The following is a 15,535-nucleotide window of genomic DNA, read 5'->3' as shown; positions in this document are numbered from 1 at the left end:
CAGGTGATATCATGGATTTGACCAAAAAAGAAGTAGAAGAACTTCAAGAACAAATTATAATCATTTATAAAGTTATAGATCAAAATAACACTTTTAAATCGTTTTATTATAAAGATATGGATGTTGAAATGCCTAAAAGTGACAGTAATTTAATTAATGAACTTGATGAACTTGAAAATGCCGATGAAATACTTAGAAAATGTATTGTTGAGCTTGAAGAGATAAAGCAGAATAAAAAATTAGAGGACAAAAAATTCTACGAAATCGTTGCAAAACATGATTTAAGAGATTTATATGAAAAATATGGCATAAAAGAACCTAAAGATTTAGATAAATTGGATATTAAAGAATTATTAAATTTATTGTAGTTAGCTTTTAATGTTCTGGCTTTTTTGAAGGCTTCTTTCTGGGATGGTAAAATAAAATGTTGAACCTGTAGATGGTTCAGACTCAACCCAGATATGCCCGCCGTGACGTTCAACAATCCTCTTAGAGACTGCAAGTCCAATTCCTGTACCTTCATATTCATCTTGGGTATGTAATCTCTGAAATATTATAAAAATACGCTCTGCATACTGCTGATCCATTCCAATTCCATTGTCACGGACGCTGAAAACATGTTCATTTCTATTTTTATCTTTACGAGCTTTGATGTGGATTTTAGGAGGTTCATCTGGTTTTTTAAATTTAATGGCGTTTCCTATTAAATTCTGGAACAGTTGAATCATCTGCCTTTTATCGGCCATTATTTTAGGAAGGTTTTCATGGGTAATTTGGGCACTATTTTCTTTTATAGATGCATAAAGATTGGATTTTGTGTTTTCAATGATTTCTTCAGTATTGGTTAGTTCAAACTCTTTTCCTCTTGTTGCTACGCGTGAGTAGTTCAGGAGGTCGTTAATTAAAGTTTGCATCCTTTTTGCGGCATCTACAATATATTCAATAAACTCATCAGCATCTGAATCTAACTTATCTTTATAACGACGTTCAATTAACTGGGTAAAACTGGTAATGGTCCTGAGAGGTTCTTGAAGGTCATGTGATGATACATAAGCAAACTGCTGCAGTTCCTCATTAGAACGTTTTAACTCTTCTATAAGCGATTTAAGATTTTTTTGACTTTTCTTAAGTTTATTTTCTGTAATTTTTCGTTCTTCAAGTTCTTTTTGAAGGCGCCCGTTAGCTTCTTTTAATTCCCGTGTCCGTCTTTTTACTTTTGATTCTAATTCATTTTTTGCTTCCCCAAGAGCATATTCAATTTCTTTACGTTCTGTAATATCCTGTTCGACGCAGATAATGTTTAGAGGATGTCCGGCAAAGTCAGTAACTACTTCTCCACGGCATGAGATTATTCTGATATTCCCATCATGACGCCGTATTCTAATTTCATATTTAAATGGTTTACATTCTCTAAGTGCTTTTTCCAGATTATAATTAACAATATCCTGATCTTCTGGAAGGATCATATTCAAAATAGTGTCATATTTTACTAAATTAGATGAATTGATCCCATAAATTTGGTACAGGCCTTCAGAAAGGGTTATTACGTTACTTGGGATATCCCATTCCCAGTTACCAATATGCCCTATTCTCTGGGCTTCTTGAAGTCGAGTATAGTTCTTCTCCAGTGCTTGTTTTATATGCACCGGCTCGGTAAGATCATGTATTACAGAAATTGTACCAATATAATTACCTTTATCGTCTTTAAACGCGTGAATTGAGGATTCAACATAAATTTCTTCTCCATTCTTTTTGGTACTTAAATTTTCCCCCTGCCATTTTCCTATAGTTTTAAGTCTTTGATGAGCATTTTTTCTGTCTTCTACATTTAACCAGCGGTAGTTAACAACATCGGCAAATATTTTTCCCAGTACTTCCTCTGATTTAAAGCCGTATAGATCTTCGGCTCCTTTATTCCAGTATGTTATATAATTTGCATCGTCAACTGCAATTACAGCATCTCTTACCTGGGATAATATTTCGGCTTGAATCATAATTTGACTTTCAGCTTCTTTTTGTTCGCTAATATCACGGCCAACAGTTACAAATAACCCATTTAAAAAAAATGCAGATACTGCGAAGTGTTTGTTTAATGATTCGAAATATGTTTCGAATTTTTTACTTTTCCGAGTTCTGATAATTTCATTAGCGGCTTTTACATAATCTGCTATGGCTCTTGGAGAGTTATATACATCACTGGCACATTTGCCAATTATTTTTTCCTTTGATGCAGTTGAGTTAAGCGTGGAAGCCGGATTTATATATTTAAAAACAAAGTCTATAACTTTATTGTGTCTATCATGTACTAATTCATGGATATGTATTTCCTCTTCTGTATTTTCGAATATGGTTATGTAGTCCGTTTCATTTAGCGAAAACAGGCTTTTCAATTCCATTTTATTCATCCTATTCATTATTTAAGTAATACCTTCTTATAATGAAAAATTAAATAATGATATAGTTACTATTTTGTATTGTTCTCATTATTATGTTTTTTTATTTAGTTATGAAAAAATTTTTAAATGGAATAGAATTTATTAATACTAATAATGATTTAATTATTATTTAAAAATATATTAGGATAGTTCATGTCCACAAAACACTTCAATTTGTGGATAAGCCCTTTTAAACTTAATTATCCTGTTAAAAGTCTCTTGATTGACTTTTATATCTTCAGTATAACTGCTGGGGGCTATTCCGTTTTTTAGACTTAATTTAATATAACAAACATCTCCAGCTAATAAGACAGGGCCATTTAGTGTGTTAATTAAAAAAGAGGTATGGCCTTTGGTATGTCCTGGTGTTGATATTGCCCACAGAGATCCATCACCAAAAATATCAATGCTCTTTCCTAGAATAGGCATATCTGCAGCGTCTTTAAAATTAATTTCATAAAGTGTTTTTACACCTTTTAAGTAATCCCCGTAAAAAAGCGGTTTGTAATCATGATATTTTTCATCTTTACTGGCAGTGTATGTGATGTTTTTGGGTAGTTCACGTGTTCCCGCGATATGATCTGAGTGGAGGTGGGTAAAAAAGACTCCTTTTAATTTAATTTTATTTTTTTCAATATGGTGACCAATATTTTGATTTTCAGCCTGTTTGTACTCATCCACAAATAAATTGGCTTTTATAAATAGTTTTGCAAATAGTCCTTTCATATTTCCGTGAGGATCATCATGATATGAGCTATCTAAACCTGTATCTATTAAATAATCACCCAGTTTTTCATGGTGGATCCAGTGGGCTAGTACTGGAACCTCTAAAAGTTCATCTTTGATAATACTCGCTTTCGGATGATCTGGGTTCAATGCACCGCGTTTATTTAATATTACATATCCTGTAATGAAACTTTTAATTGTTATGGGCTGCGGATTATTAAATATGGATTTCCATTCTTTAAAATCATGTTTTTTGATGTCAAATGCTTTTTTTTCCATAATAAAAACCAGAATTAATGATTTCAGTTGATTTTAGTATGAAGTGTAATATTTATTAAAATTTTGAATTGAAAAATAGATAGGTGGGGATAATCCCCTAAATAAATTTATTTTATTCCGTTAAAGCACTTGTCTAAGTGTTCTTTACTTGGAGGTTTGGTAATTAAACACACTATGATAGTTACAATTGCTGCTACTGGAAGGCCTATGACAATAGGGTCTATAGTAGGCCATGGACTTGCAGTTATAAGAACTGCATTACCTGTAAGTGCCTTGCAAATACCAAGTGCCTCTGCTGATTTTTTGTACTGGAATACTAGCCAGAAGAAACTGGCAAAAGTTCCAGATACAAGTCCTGCAATAACTCCAACTTTTGTAGCTTTCTTCCAGTATATAGCAGCTGTGTATATTGAAAGAAATGCCGCAGCGGTTATACCAAACCATATTGATGTCCCTACTGCCACTATACTTCCTGGAAGGATAAATCCAAGAATTACTGCTATTATAACTGCTATTAAGATACCTATACGTGCTACGTTCACTGAAGATCCTCTTTTCTTATTGGATATAGTTTCGTATATGTCCCTTCCAAGAGCAGTACCCTGCACGTGGAATTGAGCAGAAAGTGTAGACATGGCTGCTGAAAGCAGAACAATCATAAACACATATGCAAACCATAAAGGCATGGCGGCACTGATGAACGTAGGTATGACTGAATCAAGGTTACCCCCTGCAGCTTGAACTGCGGTCATTCCAGTATGCTGGAAGAAATAAACATTAGAGAGAGACCCTACGATGTAAGCTGCAAATGTGGTCATGAATATGAAGAGACCGCCTATTGCTACAGCTCTGTTCAGTTCTTTGTTGGATTTAACTGTCATGAACCTTACTGCAAGCTGTGGCTGTGATAAAACACCTATACCAACACCTAAAATAAGGCTTGAAATCAGAGTCCACCAGAATGGACTGCCTAGTGCAGGCATGGAAGTCCATCCTGTAAATCCAGTTGCCGTAGCATTTGCTGTGGCGCTGGCAGGTACCACATTGACTAGATTTGTAAGGGCTTGGTTACCTGCAGTGACCCCTCCTGTAATCCAGTAAATGGTAATTAGCAGAATGAGCATTCCAAAGAACATAATGGTTCCCTGAAGGGCATCGGTATACATTACTCCCCTTATACCTCCAAATATAACATATACTGCCACAATAAGGGCCATTACAACTAAAGCTATGTTATAATCAATTTGAAGAGTCGTTTGCACAAATCTTGCCATACCAATTAAAACTGCTGACGCATATAACGGCATTCCAACAAATATTACAGCCCCTGAGAAGTACTGAATAAATTTACTATCGAAACGACGTGAAAGAAATTCTGGAAATGTGAGGGCATTTAAGTTATGCCCCATTTTTCGGGTACGTTTTCCAAAGAATACAAACGCTATAAAAATTCCTATAATGATGTTTAAAAATACAAGCCATAAAATTCCCATACCATAATTGGCGGCTACACCACCAAATCCTACAATTGCTGCAGTACTGATAAACGTTGCACCATAACTGAGGGCCATGATGTATGGGTGAGTTTCTCTTCCTGCAACCATATAATCATCGGCACTTTTTGTCCGTTTCCAGGCTATGTAACCTACATATCCTATTACGAGGAGATAAACCAGTGCTACAACAATTAATGCAAATAAATCCACTTAATAACCTCCATTAATTAAAATTATCCAAATTTTAGCCTATTTTAACCAGTAATCAATCACAATTTATTAAAATTATGAAAATATTAAAAATAAGCATGAAAAACATGAATATTTTTCCTGTTAATAATTGCTATTAAGTTTACTTTATATATAAAGCCGTAACACTTCTGTTTAAGTGCATTTTTGCGTATAAATTCATACTATTTTGCCACCATGTAATATGGTCTTTTATTGGCCATAAAACCAGGCATGGAGCACCAAATCAATTGATTAGTCCATATTTTTTGTTATATAAAACATAATTATGATCAGTGTAAAATTACTTTAGTAAATAATGTGGTTGAAAATTTAGAAAAATATTAATTTTCTCCATAATCAAATAATATTTCTATTTCAGTGGATACATTGGCAAAAATCAGGAGTACCATTTTTTATTATTTGAAATTAAATCTAATAAGTAAGATGGCAGTTTATATTTAAAATTTATAACAAGTTTTATAACTTTCTTCTAATTACATTAAATTAGATATTTTTCCTAAAGTAAGGAAAATTCATTTTTAATCTACTGGCTACTAATCAATTAACTCAGGGGATAAGATGATTTGGAATGAAAAAGCAGAGTGCATGTCAGAAAACGATAAAGAAACATTACAACTTGAAAGACTACAAATGGCAGTGAAAAGAGCATATGAAAGCGTTCCATATTATAAAAAGCGTTTTGATGAACTGGGTGTTAAACCTGAGGATATTAAAACTCTTAAAGACATTGAAAAGCTCCCATTTACCACAAAAGATGATTTAAGGGATGCTTATCCATTTGGAATGTTTGCAGTGCCTAGAAAAGAGATCGTAGAAGTGCATACTTCTTCAGGAACAACAGGAAAACCAACTGTGTCTGGGTATACTAGGGGAGACCTTGAAATATGGGGCGAAGTCATGGCAAGAGGTCTGTGCATGTTTGGAGTAACTGACGATGATATAATTCAAAATACTCACGGTTATGGTTTATTTACAGGTGGATTTGGGGTGCATTACGGTGCCCAAAAAATGGGCGCAACGGTTATACCAATTTCAACCGGGCAGACGAAGCGCCAGATTGAAATCATGCAGGACTTTGGAACAAGTGTCATGATTTTTACACCTTCATATGGGTTATATCTTGCTGAAGAAATTGAAGAAGAAGGGATTGATACGAAAACTATTGGCCTTAAGGCTATAGGTTTTGGTGCGGAAATGTGGACAGAAGAAATGCGTCAGGAAATCCAGAAAAGGTTTAACGCACCTGCATACAATATATATGGACTTACTGAGGTAATTGGACCTGGAGTAGGTCTTGAATGCGGCGAAAGGGACGGACTCCATATTTCTGAAGATCATTTTTATCCTGAGATCATAGATTCTGAAACCCATGATGTATTGCCAGATGGTGAAAAGGGAGAACTTGTTTTAACGACATTAACGCGTGAAGGCACTCCATTAATCCGTTTTAGAACAAAAGATGTAACTAAACTCACAAGGGGTAAGTGTGGATGTGGAAGAACTCTTGTTAAAATGGATAGAGTTACCGGACGTACTGATGATATGATGAAAATCAGGGGAGTTTCAGTCTTCCCATCGCAGATTGAAAAAGCACTTCTTAGAATCGATGAAGTGGAGCCTCATTATCAGATTATCGTTACGAGGCCTCATCTGATGGATGAAGTTGAAGTCCAGGTTGAAGCTTCAGAAAGTCTTTTTTCAGATGAAATTAAGGAACTTGTTGGTATAAGGGAAAAAATTGAAGATTATATCCACAGTGAAATTGGTTTAAGAGTTAAAGTAACCCTTGTTGAGCCGAAAACACTGCCAAGAAGTGAAGGGAAAGCTGTAAGGGTTATAGACAAAAGGGAATTATAAAAAAAGCATTGATAAATACAATGGGTGTCATTATGAAAGTAAAACAGTTGTCCATATTTTTGGAAAATAGGAAAGGAAGGATGAGGAAAGCTCTGGATGTGCTTGAAAAAGGTGATGTCAATATAAGGGCTCTTTCAATTGCAGATACATCTGATTTTGGAATTTTAAGGTTAATAGTTCCAGAACCTGATAAAACTAAAAAATTACTTGAAGACAACAACTTCATTGTAAAAATTGGGGAAGTAATTGCCGTTAGAATGCAAGATCAGCCCGGAGGATTGGGTAAAATCCTTGGAATTTTAGATGATAATGATATTAACCTTGAATATCTTTATGCATTCGTAGAAGAAAAAGAAAACGGAGCTATCGTTCTATTACATCCTGAAGATATTGATGGGGGAATTAAAGCACTCCAAAATGGCGGTGCAGAAGTTATCCCGGCTAAAGATATTTATGGGTTGTAATTAGCTGAAAAATAGATACAATCTATTATTTATTTTTAATTAATTGAATAAAAATAAAAAAAGAATTTTTTATTTATTTTATCCAATATTACATCAGAATATTTATTGAAACTACGCTTTTTTTAGTTATATTGGTAGTAATCATAAGTCTGGCGATTTATATTCTACTTATGATGAGTTACTCATTGTAAATGCCTGGGCGCTTACTTTTTTGGTAGAGTTAACCGTAGTATTTTGAGTCTGATTGGTTGTTTTTGTACTGGTTGTACTATTTGTATGAATATCATTTTGGGAACTGGTTCCATTGTTAATGGATGTATTGGTATTTCCTGAGCCATTGGCATTATCATGTGCAGGGGTAATATTTGATGTATTTGAACTTGTTTGATTGTGATTAATCTGACTTGCCAGTGTAATATACGCCGCTCCAATAACTACCACTATAAGAATTACAATTAAACCGCTTCTACTATTAATATCCGTTTTTTCACGTCCTTTGATTGATATTTGTAAAATAATGGCTGTAATGGACACCTTCAAAATTTATTTTTTAGAGGAATCCCTGACATAATGAAGTAAAATATTAATTCATTCTCATATTTAAAATTATCTAAAATGGAATTACTGCTTTGCATAATTAATAATATCAAGATTAAGTAAAATTAAAACCTTTAAAAAGAAATAGATTGAAATTAAGCAGTAAAAAATTTAACTGAGAATTAGAAAAATTTTAATGTATCTACTAATTTTTAATGGAAATACACCTTGATAAACCTGCTAAAATACGCACCAGTATTATCGCTGCAATTATTGTTATAATGGCCCACTTAGGTATCTTGCCAGAAAGGTGTGATGCTAAGTTCTTTAAATTTAAGAGTTTAAGATAGTATAATATCTTTTTTGTCATGTTTTTTTTCCATCTCATTTACTATTTAACTGTAATCTGTTTACTCAATGTATTAAATTGATAAATAATTAATTATTGGAAGTAATTATTATGTTACAGTCTAATATTTAAAATTAGGCTTTGTAGAAAACATTGAAAAATGATGATTTCTACATAACCTAAAAATTACTTGTTAAATAGTAAAAAATAGAAATTACTTAGATGAAACAAACTCAAACCCTTTTTCATATGCTTTCATATTAATAGGAATGCTTTTTTGAGGTAAGTTTGCCTTCATTGATTTTAAGACAGCTTCTTTATCTATTGGGAAGCCTGAAACAGCAGTAGACCCTCCAAGCATAACCATATTAAGTGAAAGTATATGTCCTGCCTCTTTTGCTGCTTTTTCAGCATCAAGGGCGAATACATCCTTTACTTTTGATTTAAGTTCATCTAAAATATCTTGAATTTTGGGATAAGGCACTTCACTTCCAATTATGTTAAAAGGCATTATTGGGGAAGTATTTACAATAACATATGTGTCTTTGCTTGCTTTGGGGATTGCCCTAAGTGCTTCCATCGGTTCAAATGCAATTAAAAGGTCAGCACTGCCTTTTTCGATTATTGGGCTTTTTGAGTTCCCTATTTTAAGTTCTGTTGAGACAACCCCTCCACGTTGGGCCATTCCGTGTACTTCGCTCATTACAACTCCCATGTCGCTTTTCATTGCAGCTTCGCCAATTACAATACTGGTTTTGATAATTCCCTGTCCTCCGACACCGCAGATATAAATGTTATATGGTTCCATTTTTTTAATCTCCATGATTTATAATAGGTTAACTTATTCTTTTGGCTCCAATAGCCTTTTTTGGACAAATTTGCATGCAAACGCTGCATCCCCTACAAAACATCGAATCAATGTTTACAGAACCGTCCTCTGCAACATAAATTGCAGGGCATGTAAGGTCTTTCAGACAGTTCAGGCATTTATCACATTTTTCAGGGTCAACATTCATAAGCAACTGATTGCTCGCTGCTTTTTTAGTGAGCATGCACGGATATTTGGAAATAACAACTGCTACACCATCAAACTGCAGCGCTTTTTTGAATATTTCCTTTGATATGTCAACGCTAACTGGATTTATAACTTCTAAGAACTCTACCCCAACCGCTTTAACGATTTTTTCTATACTTATTTCAGGGGCCATTTCACCCATCCCATCTACTGGAAGCCCTGGGTGAGGCTGGCCGCCGGTCATAGCAGTTGTTCTGTTATCTAAAATAACAAGCACAAACTTGTCTTTATTATGTACTGCATTTATAAGAGGCGGAATACCTGCATGGAAAAATGTAGAGTCTCCTATAAAGCTTACAATACTTTGATCAGTTGATTTTGAGAATCCGCAGCTTGTACCTACACTTGAACCCATAGCGAGCAGGTAATCTGCCATTTCATAGGGGGATTCAATTCCCAGTGTGTAACAACCAATATCGTTCGGATACACTGCATCAAGATCTAGCTCTTCAACTGCTTTTTTAACGGTATAATAAGCAGCCCTGTGGGGACATCCTGGGCATAACGTGGGTGGGCGTACTGGAAGAGGAATGCCCGGTTCGCATGATTGTCTTTCTTTTAAATTAATATCAATAACTTTTCTCATACCATCTAGAACTATATCTGGTGTGTACTCAAAGATCATGGGCAGCGTTTCATCGAGTTTGCCGTGTACTTTTGTTTTTAAACCATATTTTCCGATTACTGCAAGTAAATCTTTTTCCATTATTGGATCTACTTCTTCAATAACTATTACATGGTCTAAATCCTTTATAAAGTCATATACCAGTTTTTCAGGGAAAGGATATGAAAAACCAATTTTTAAGATATTTACAGCCAGATCATTTTTTTCTATAACATCTATGGCATAGTTAAATGCACTGCCGCTTGTAATTACACCAATTTTGCTTCCTTTATTGAATATCCTGTTAAATGGAGAATTACTGGCTACATCTTTTATTTTCTCCAATTTTTCAACAAGTATTCTGTGCATTTCCCTGGCGTTTGCAGGTACAGGCACAAAACGTTTAGGGTCTTTTTTGAAGTAACCTGTTTTTTCATTGGTATTGGGCTTTTCCAGCTCTACTACTCCTCTCATATGGGAAACCCTTGTGGTTGTACGCATTAAAACAGGTATTTGGAACTCTTCTGAAAGTTCATACCCGTACTTCATCATATCTTTTATTTCCTGCGGATTAGAAGGTTCAACTGTAGGAATGCCCGCAATCCGTGCGTAATGTCTGTTGTCCTGTTCATTTTGAGATGAGAATATGGAAGGGTCATCTGCTGACAGGATGATCATCCCGCCATTTACTCCTTCATAAACTACGCTCATAAATGAATCTGCTGCCACGTTTAAGCCCACATGCTTCATAAAAGTAAATGAACGTAAGCCTGATGCAGCAGCAGCAGCTGAAACCTCAAGTGCTACTTTTTCATTGGTGGAAAATTCAAAGTACATCCCTGCATCCTTTGCAAGCTTGGATAAAACATCTCCAATTTCTGAAGATGGTGTACCAGGGTATGTTGAGGCAACGGATACTCCAGCTTCGATTGTTCCTCGAACTGCAGCTTCGTTACCTAACAAAAATAGTTTTTCACCTTCTTTACCAGTTAAAACCTTTGTTATATTCATGATATCGCCTTATAATAATTATATTGAATAACCAAATATTTTTAATTAATTATTTATAAGAAATTTGTTTACGTGCTTTAAACCCTCAAAAACCAAAGTTTTTGGGGTTCAAAAAATGATATACATTTCTTTACCTGCAAAAAATCTTTGATTTTTTAGGGGTTCAGAAAATCTGTCAAATCTTAAAAAATCTTCAATTTTTTACGCGACAAATCAAAGATTTGTCAGCTTTGATTTGACGCATGCAAAAACTAAGTTTTTGCGGTTGAGGAATGTAGTTCCTCAAACATCGAAAATCTCTGATTTTTGATAGCTTTGATTTTCTTCAACTTTCGAAAATTTAAAAAATTTTCGAATATATCTAAATTTCATAAGTTTAAAAAGTTATGTTATTCACTATAAATATGCTTTAATTGATTCTTCTGTTTACTTAAATAGTATAATTAGAAATTAGTTAAATCTAATTTAGGACATTATCTAAATTAAGCTTTTTTGTAGGTATGCTACTTCTACCCTAAAGTTAATAAAATAAAATTACTGAAATTTTTGATCTTTTTTAAAGTATTTACTGGATTCAAGCTGAATAATTGATATCCTCTGATCCTTTTTGATATGAAAGATTATATCCTATAAATTAGTAAAATAAAAGTGAATTTGTGATTTATGTTACTATTTATTAGATTAAATTGATAGAATGTATCTATCTAAAATCTGAATGAGCCCTGAGGAAAATCATGCAGACTGTAAAAATCTATGATCTAAATGTGAAATATGATATAATTCACCGCAATGTGAAGTACTGGCGTTTAGAGCTAAAAAATGAAAAATTGGTGATTATAGCCCCTAAGGGGCATGATAATTATGAAAAAATCATAGAAAAACATAAAAAATGGATTTATAAGAAATTTAAAGCTATTAATGCCTCAAAACATGAAGCAAAGCAGAGAGAACTTAATTATGAGCTTGGTGAAGAAGAATTTAGGGAACTGGTTCGCAGACTTGTTGAAAAGTTCTCGCTTGAACTGGATGTAACTGTAAATAAAATCTATTTCAGGAAGATGAAATCGAGATGGGGAAGCTGCAGTTCCAGAAATAATATTAATATTAACAGATACTTAAAATATTTACCAGGATCTTTAATTGAATATGTTGTTTTTCATGAAGTTGCTCATCTTGTTGAGTTAAATCACAGCAAACGGTTCTGGGATATAATAAGGGAAAAATTTAATAATTATAAAGAGATAGAAAAAGAACTCTCAATTTACTGGTTTGCAATTAAAGATACTATAATTGGGGCACAATTTAGTGAATCAAAAACCTAATTGCTTATATATCAATAAAATATATATTAATAAAATAAATGTGAATACCAGAGCATAAAAGGAGGTCAAAAATGCCAGCAGCAAAACGATGGATGGATTTCAATGAAGAAAATGTAAAACAGTTACCAAATTCCTATGGAGTATTCCAGTTTGCCAACGATAAAAAGGAAATTGTCTATATCGGCGAGGGAAAACTGAAACATAATATTTCAATGCATTTTTCAGACGAAGAGGCAGCAGAAAGCATTGTTTACTTTAGATACCGTGAAAACGACAGTAAAAAAAGTTCAAAACAGAGAAAGAACATTCTGCTTAAAGAATATAGGGAAAAGAACGGAAAAATGCCAGAATTTAATTAAGGGTTTTACTGATTATAATATTTAATGATTGGTTGCTATTTTGATGGATGTTGATTTTAACCCTTAATTAACCATATTTTTTTTATTAGGGCATATTTGTTATTTTTACTAAACTATCAAATTTTAACTCTTTTAAAATAAGGCCCATAGCTTTACAATGTCCAGAACTTGTAAATATATTATTATCTTTAATAATTTGTTTTATATGGCTTGTAATTTCGTATTGTAAAGGATATGTCTCTTTAAAGACATCTAAAAATTTTTTAAGGATATCGTGTTCTATAATTTTTAAATCATAATATTCTAAAAATCCCCATGCAATGATGTAGCGGGTTATCATCAGCAGGTCATCAAAAAGAAGGTCGTCAGAAAACTGTCTGTAAAAATCCACGCCTGCAATCATGGAATCGATTTCCTTTTGGACTACACCTAAATATTCCACTCCGAAGGGGGTAAAGCCGTTTTCAGAGATTATTTTGTTGACTACAATATCATCAACCATTGTGAATATAAGCTGGATATCTCTTTTGTCGCTGTCTTCAGTCGACTCTGGAAATTCGCCCCTGCAGTACCTTTCTTTAAACAGAATGTATCCGTGCGTTGCTTCGTGGGCAATGGAACGTTCCAGTGTTTCATTTGTTTTTTGGATATCTGAACGAATGATAACGATGATGTAATCTGGATGGTACCTGAACCCTGCCCACATACCTTTTATTCCGAGATATGGGCTTTCCAGGATTTTAACTTCTTTTCCAGTTTCGGTTTCTATTTTCTCTAAATAATCTGTTAATTTATTTGAAAATTGAAATTTTGGCATGTGCTCACAGTTATATATTGGCGTGGATGTTATATGAAATTTGTTGAAACTGTAAATATTGTACTTATTCTGGTGTTTATTCAGGTTTGGGAAATAGGTTAATGTTTTGGGATTTTTTGGAGGTGGTTGCTGTTACTTTTTTTGAGAATTGTCGAAAAAGTTTTTTATAGTTTATTTAGATAAATATATTATGGATTTAATAATATTAGCACTGTTTATGGGAGTACTAATTATTATAGGTAGTTTTATTTTCTATCTCATTCTTAAAAGTAGATATCATCGTTCAAATTCAAGTTCGAACGTTATTTTTGGCATCATTGACTTTATACTTGACTTATTAAAATGATTATAATTTTAAGAGATTTTTATTAACTACGGCTTTTTTTTACTTCGCTAAACCTGTGAAATGGATTTTTTGGGAGTTATTTTGGTAATGGTATATTTGAAGTTTTTTTGTTTTCAGTGACTTATATTCTACTTGTTTTTGAGATTTTCAAAAGATTTCTATATGTTTTGCACATGTTGTTTAGTTTAAAAATTGTTTTTTTATGTATTGGTCATTTGGTTTCTTTTAGGAAAATTTTCCAGATATATGCGACTCTACTCGGCTTTTTTCCATTTGATTTGCCTTTTTTCGATTTTTTAAAGTTGGATACACTACCTTCCCATAGTTCAAATGTTTTGGTCAGATATTTATCTATTTCTTCACTGTATTTGTTCCAATTGTATAACAATCATCTTCATTGTGAATATAGCTAATTCCATTACCTTTCTCTTCCATTACTCGGGATATATCAATTAATTTTTGATAAAAAATTTCAGAAACCATTTTTTTTTACTCCTTTTATATCCTTTCTTTAATTCAAGTACAACCAGTTATTAATATAAATTAAATACTGAAATTTGTGGCTAATTATTACCTTATGTTGTTCATTTCCATAAGCATTACTACTAAAAAATGTCTAAAATTAAATAAGTTCAAATCACGTCAGTGGCTTCCTGTTGCGAATCGAAAGTAAAGAACAGCTCACTACAATTTTACTTAAACATGAATAATTCAAAAATTTTTGTTATTTTCAGTATTTAGAAGGAATCTTTTCATAGTGCATTAAGTCGAGATATTACAAAGCATTCGAAAATCTTCGATTTTTGACAGCATGCGAAAAATAGAATTTATTTTATGTTACAAAATACATAGATTTTGTAAATATTTAAAAAGTAATTTTGATAATGAAAAAATTAAAAAAATAGAATAAATTTAAATGAAAATTAAATTTTAAAAGCTCATGATCATTAGTTTTAATGATAAGACGTGACATCTTAATAAAAAAACGTTCACTATAATTGTAGTACAATTTAAAGCATTAATGTAGATTAAGAGCATTAAAAATTAACTTAAAACCTAAATTAAGCTATTCTACTACTTCTGCAAAAGCAAAGTTTCTTCTTACAGAATTGACTCTGATTTTAACTTCATCGCCTTTTTTAGCTCCACTTACAAAAACTATGAAACCTTCTACTTTAGCGATTCCGTCTCCATCTCTTCCCATATCTTCTATTTTAACATCGTATTCTTCTCCTTCGTTTACAGGAGCAGAATTTCCTCTATTATCTCTTCCGTAATTATTTCCAAACAATTTTTCACGTCCTTATTCTAGCCTAAAAATAGGCTTCAACAGTCTTTCTATTTTTAATACTATATAAAATAATGTATTTTAAAAGAAAAAACAAGTCATTAATTAAAAAGTCTAATTTTAACTTTTTCTAAATTAAGAGTATATTACATGGGGCACTGGCTCTAAAACATATAATAATATCTACTTAAATTGCACCGATAAATAGCTATTTGATATCAAATCTCATCAAAAAAAGGTTTGTATATACTATAATTTTTAATAAAACTATTGAATATCTTTTAATTGTCTGAAAATTAAATTTTAACTATTAATTTT

15 protein-coding genes are annotated in these 15,535 nt (G+C 32.7%); 5 read left to right on the top strand and 10 right to left on the bottom strand.

The window, feature by feature from the left end; all coding sequences use genetic code 11:
* Nucleotides 1–11: 11 nt before the first annotated feature.
* On the top strand, nt 12–368 hold the full coding sequence (locus EJ01_RS01390; protein WP_048080140.1) for a hypothetical protein: 357 nt from the start codon (nt 12–14) through the stop codon (nt 366–368).
* Here EJ01_RS01390 and EJ01_RS16250 read toward each other — a convergent pair whose 3' ends face one another.
* The 3 genes from EJ01_RS16250 to EJ01_RS01375 all read right to left on the bottom strand — a co-directional run bounded on the left by EJ01_RS16250 (nt 369) and on the right by EJ01_RS01375 (nt 5,146).
* The gene (locus tag EJ01_RS16250; protein ID WP_052375735.1) at nt 369–2,396 is read right to left on the bottom strand and encodes a PAS domain-containing sensor histidine kinase; all 2,028 of its coding nucleotides are present in this window, start codon (nt 2,394–2,396) and stop codon (nt 369–371) included.
* Between the two features lie 180 nt (nt 2,397–2,576).
* The gene (locus EJ01_RS01380; protein ID WP_048080139.1) at nt 2,577–3,440 is read right to left on the bottom strand and encodes an MBL fold metallo-hydrolase; all 864 of its coding nucleotides are present in this window, start codon (nt 3,438–3,440) and stop codon (nt 2,577–2,579) included.
* Nucleotides 3,441–3,547: 107 nt separating this feature from the next.
* A complete protein-coding gene (locus EJ01_RS01375) occupies nt 3,548–5,146 on the bottom strand; it encodes a sodium:solute symporter family protein (RefSeq protein ID WP_048080138.1) in 1,599 nt (532 codons plus the stop codon).
* Nucleotides 5,147–5,746: 600 nt separating this feature from the next.
* Here EJ01_RS01375 and EJ01_RS01370 point away from each other — a divergent pair.
* Together EJ01_RS01370 and EJ01_RS01365 are read left to right on the top strand one after the other, a co-directional pair.
* The gene (locus EJ01_RS01370) at nt 5,747–7,045 is read left to right on the top strand and encodes a phenylacetate--CoA ligase family protein (RefSeq protein WP_048080137.1); all 1,299 of its coding nucleotides are present in this window, start codon (nt 5,747–5,749) and stop codon (nt 7,043–7,045) included.
* A gap of 32 nt (nt 7,046–7,077) precedes the next feature.
* Nucleotides 7,078–7,509, top strand: a complete 432-nt coding sequence (locus EJ01_RS01365) for an ACT domain-containing protein (protein ID WP_048080136.1) — start codon at nt 7,078–7,080, stop codon at nt 7,507–7,509.
* A 168-nt stretch (nt 7,510–7,677) separates the two neighbouring features.
* On the opposite strand, the gene EJ01_RS01360 is transcribed toward EJ01_RS01365, so the two are convergent.
* The 4 genes from EJ01_RS01360 to iorA all read right to left on the bottom strand — a co-directional run bounded on the left by EJ01_RS01360 (nt 7,678) and on the right by iorA (nt 11,085).
* A complete protein-coding gene (locus EJ01_RS01360; RefSeq protein ID WP_048080135.1) occupies nt 7,678–8,043 on the bottom strand; it encodes a hypothetical protein in 366 nt (121 codons plus the stop codon).
* Nucleotides 8,044–8,251: 208 nt separating this feature from the next.
* On the bottom strand, nt 8,252–8,416 hold the full coding sequence (locus EJ01_RS17085; RefSeq protein ID WP_157197519.1) for a hypothetical protein: 165 nt from the start codon (nt 8,414–8,416) through the stop codon (nt 8,252–8,254).
* 193 nt (nt 8,417–8,609) lie between these two features.
* Nucleotides 8,610–9,203 (bottom strand): indolepyruvate oxidoreductase subunit beta, encoded by a 594-nt coding sequence (locus tag EJ01_RS01355; protein WP_048080134.1) that lies wholly within the window; start codon nt 9,201–9,203, stop codon nt 8,610–8,612.
* Nucleotides 9,204–9,231: 28 nt separating this feature from the next.
* Nucleotides 9,232–11,085, bottom strand: coding sequence for an indolepyruvate ferredoxin oxidoreductase subunit alpha (iorA, locus tag EJ01_RS01350; RefSeq protein ID WP_048080133.1), 1,854 nt, complete (start codon nt 11,083–11,085; stop codon nt 9,232–9,234).
* Between the two features lie 734 nt (nt 11,086–11,819).
* Between iorA and EJ01_RS01345 the strand changes: the two genes are divergently transcribed.
* Together EJ01_RS01345 and EJ01_RS01340 are read left to right on the top strand one after the other, a co-directional pair.
* On the top strand, nt 11,820–12,407 hold the full coding sequence (locus EJ01_RS01345; protein ID WP_048080132.1) for a M48 metallopeptidase family protein: 588 nt from the start codon (nt 11,820–11,822) through the stop codon (nt 12,405–12,407).
* Between the two features lie 71 nt (nt 12,408–12,478).
* Nucleotides 12,479–12,766 carry a DUF7508 domain-containing protein gene (locus EJ01_RS01340; RefSeq protein WP_048080131.1) on the top strand — a complete coding sequence of 96 codons (288 nt, stop codon included), beginning with the start codon at nt 12,479–12,481 and terminating at the stop codon, nt 12,764–12,766.
* An 85-nt stretch (nt 12,767–12,851) separates the two neighbouring features.
* Here EJ01_RS01340 and EJ01_RS01335 read toward each other — a convergent pair whose 3' ends face one another.
* From EJ01_RS01335 to EJ01_RS01325, 3 genes are all read right to left on the bottom strand, one after another.
* The gene (locus EJ01_RS01335) at nt 12,852–13,583 is read right to left on the bottom strand and encodes a hypothetical protein (RefSeq protein WP_048080130.1); all 732 of its coding nucleotides are present in this window, start codon (nt 13,581–13,583) and stop codon (nt 12,852–12,854) included.
* 697 nt (nt 13,584–14,280) lie between these two features.
* On the bottom strand, nt 14,281–14,412 hold the full coding sequence (locus tag EJ01_RS17915) for a hypothetical protein (protein WP_269221183.1): 132 nt from the start codon (nt 14,410–14,412) through the stop codon (nt 14,281–14,283).
* A gap of 583 nt (nt 14,413–14,995) precedes the next feature.
* Complete coding sequence (locus EJ01_RS01325) at nt 14,996–15,220, bottom strand: TRAM domain-containing protein (RefSeq protein WP_048080129.1); 225 nt, start codon at nt 15,218–15,220, stop codon at nt 14,996–14,998.
* Nucleotides 15,221–15,535 lie beyond the last annotated feature (315 nt).

The sequence above is a fragment of the Methanobacterium veterum genome (genome assembly GCF_000745485.1).
GTDB classification, from domain to species: Archaea; Methanobacteriota; Methanobacteria; order Methanobacteriales; family Methanobacteriaceae; genus Methanobacterium_D; species Methanobacterium_D veterum.
The sequence above is the reverse complement of the archived record's forward strand: the minus strand, read 5'-3'. Positions and strand labels throughout refer to the sequence as shown.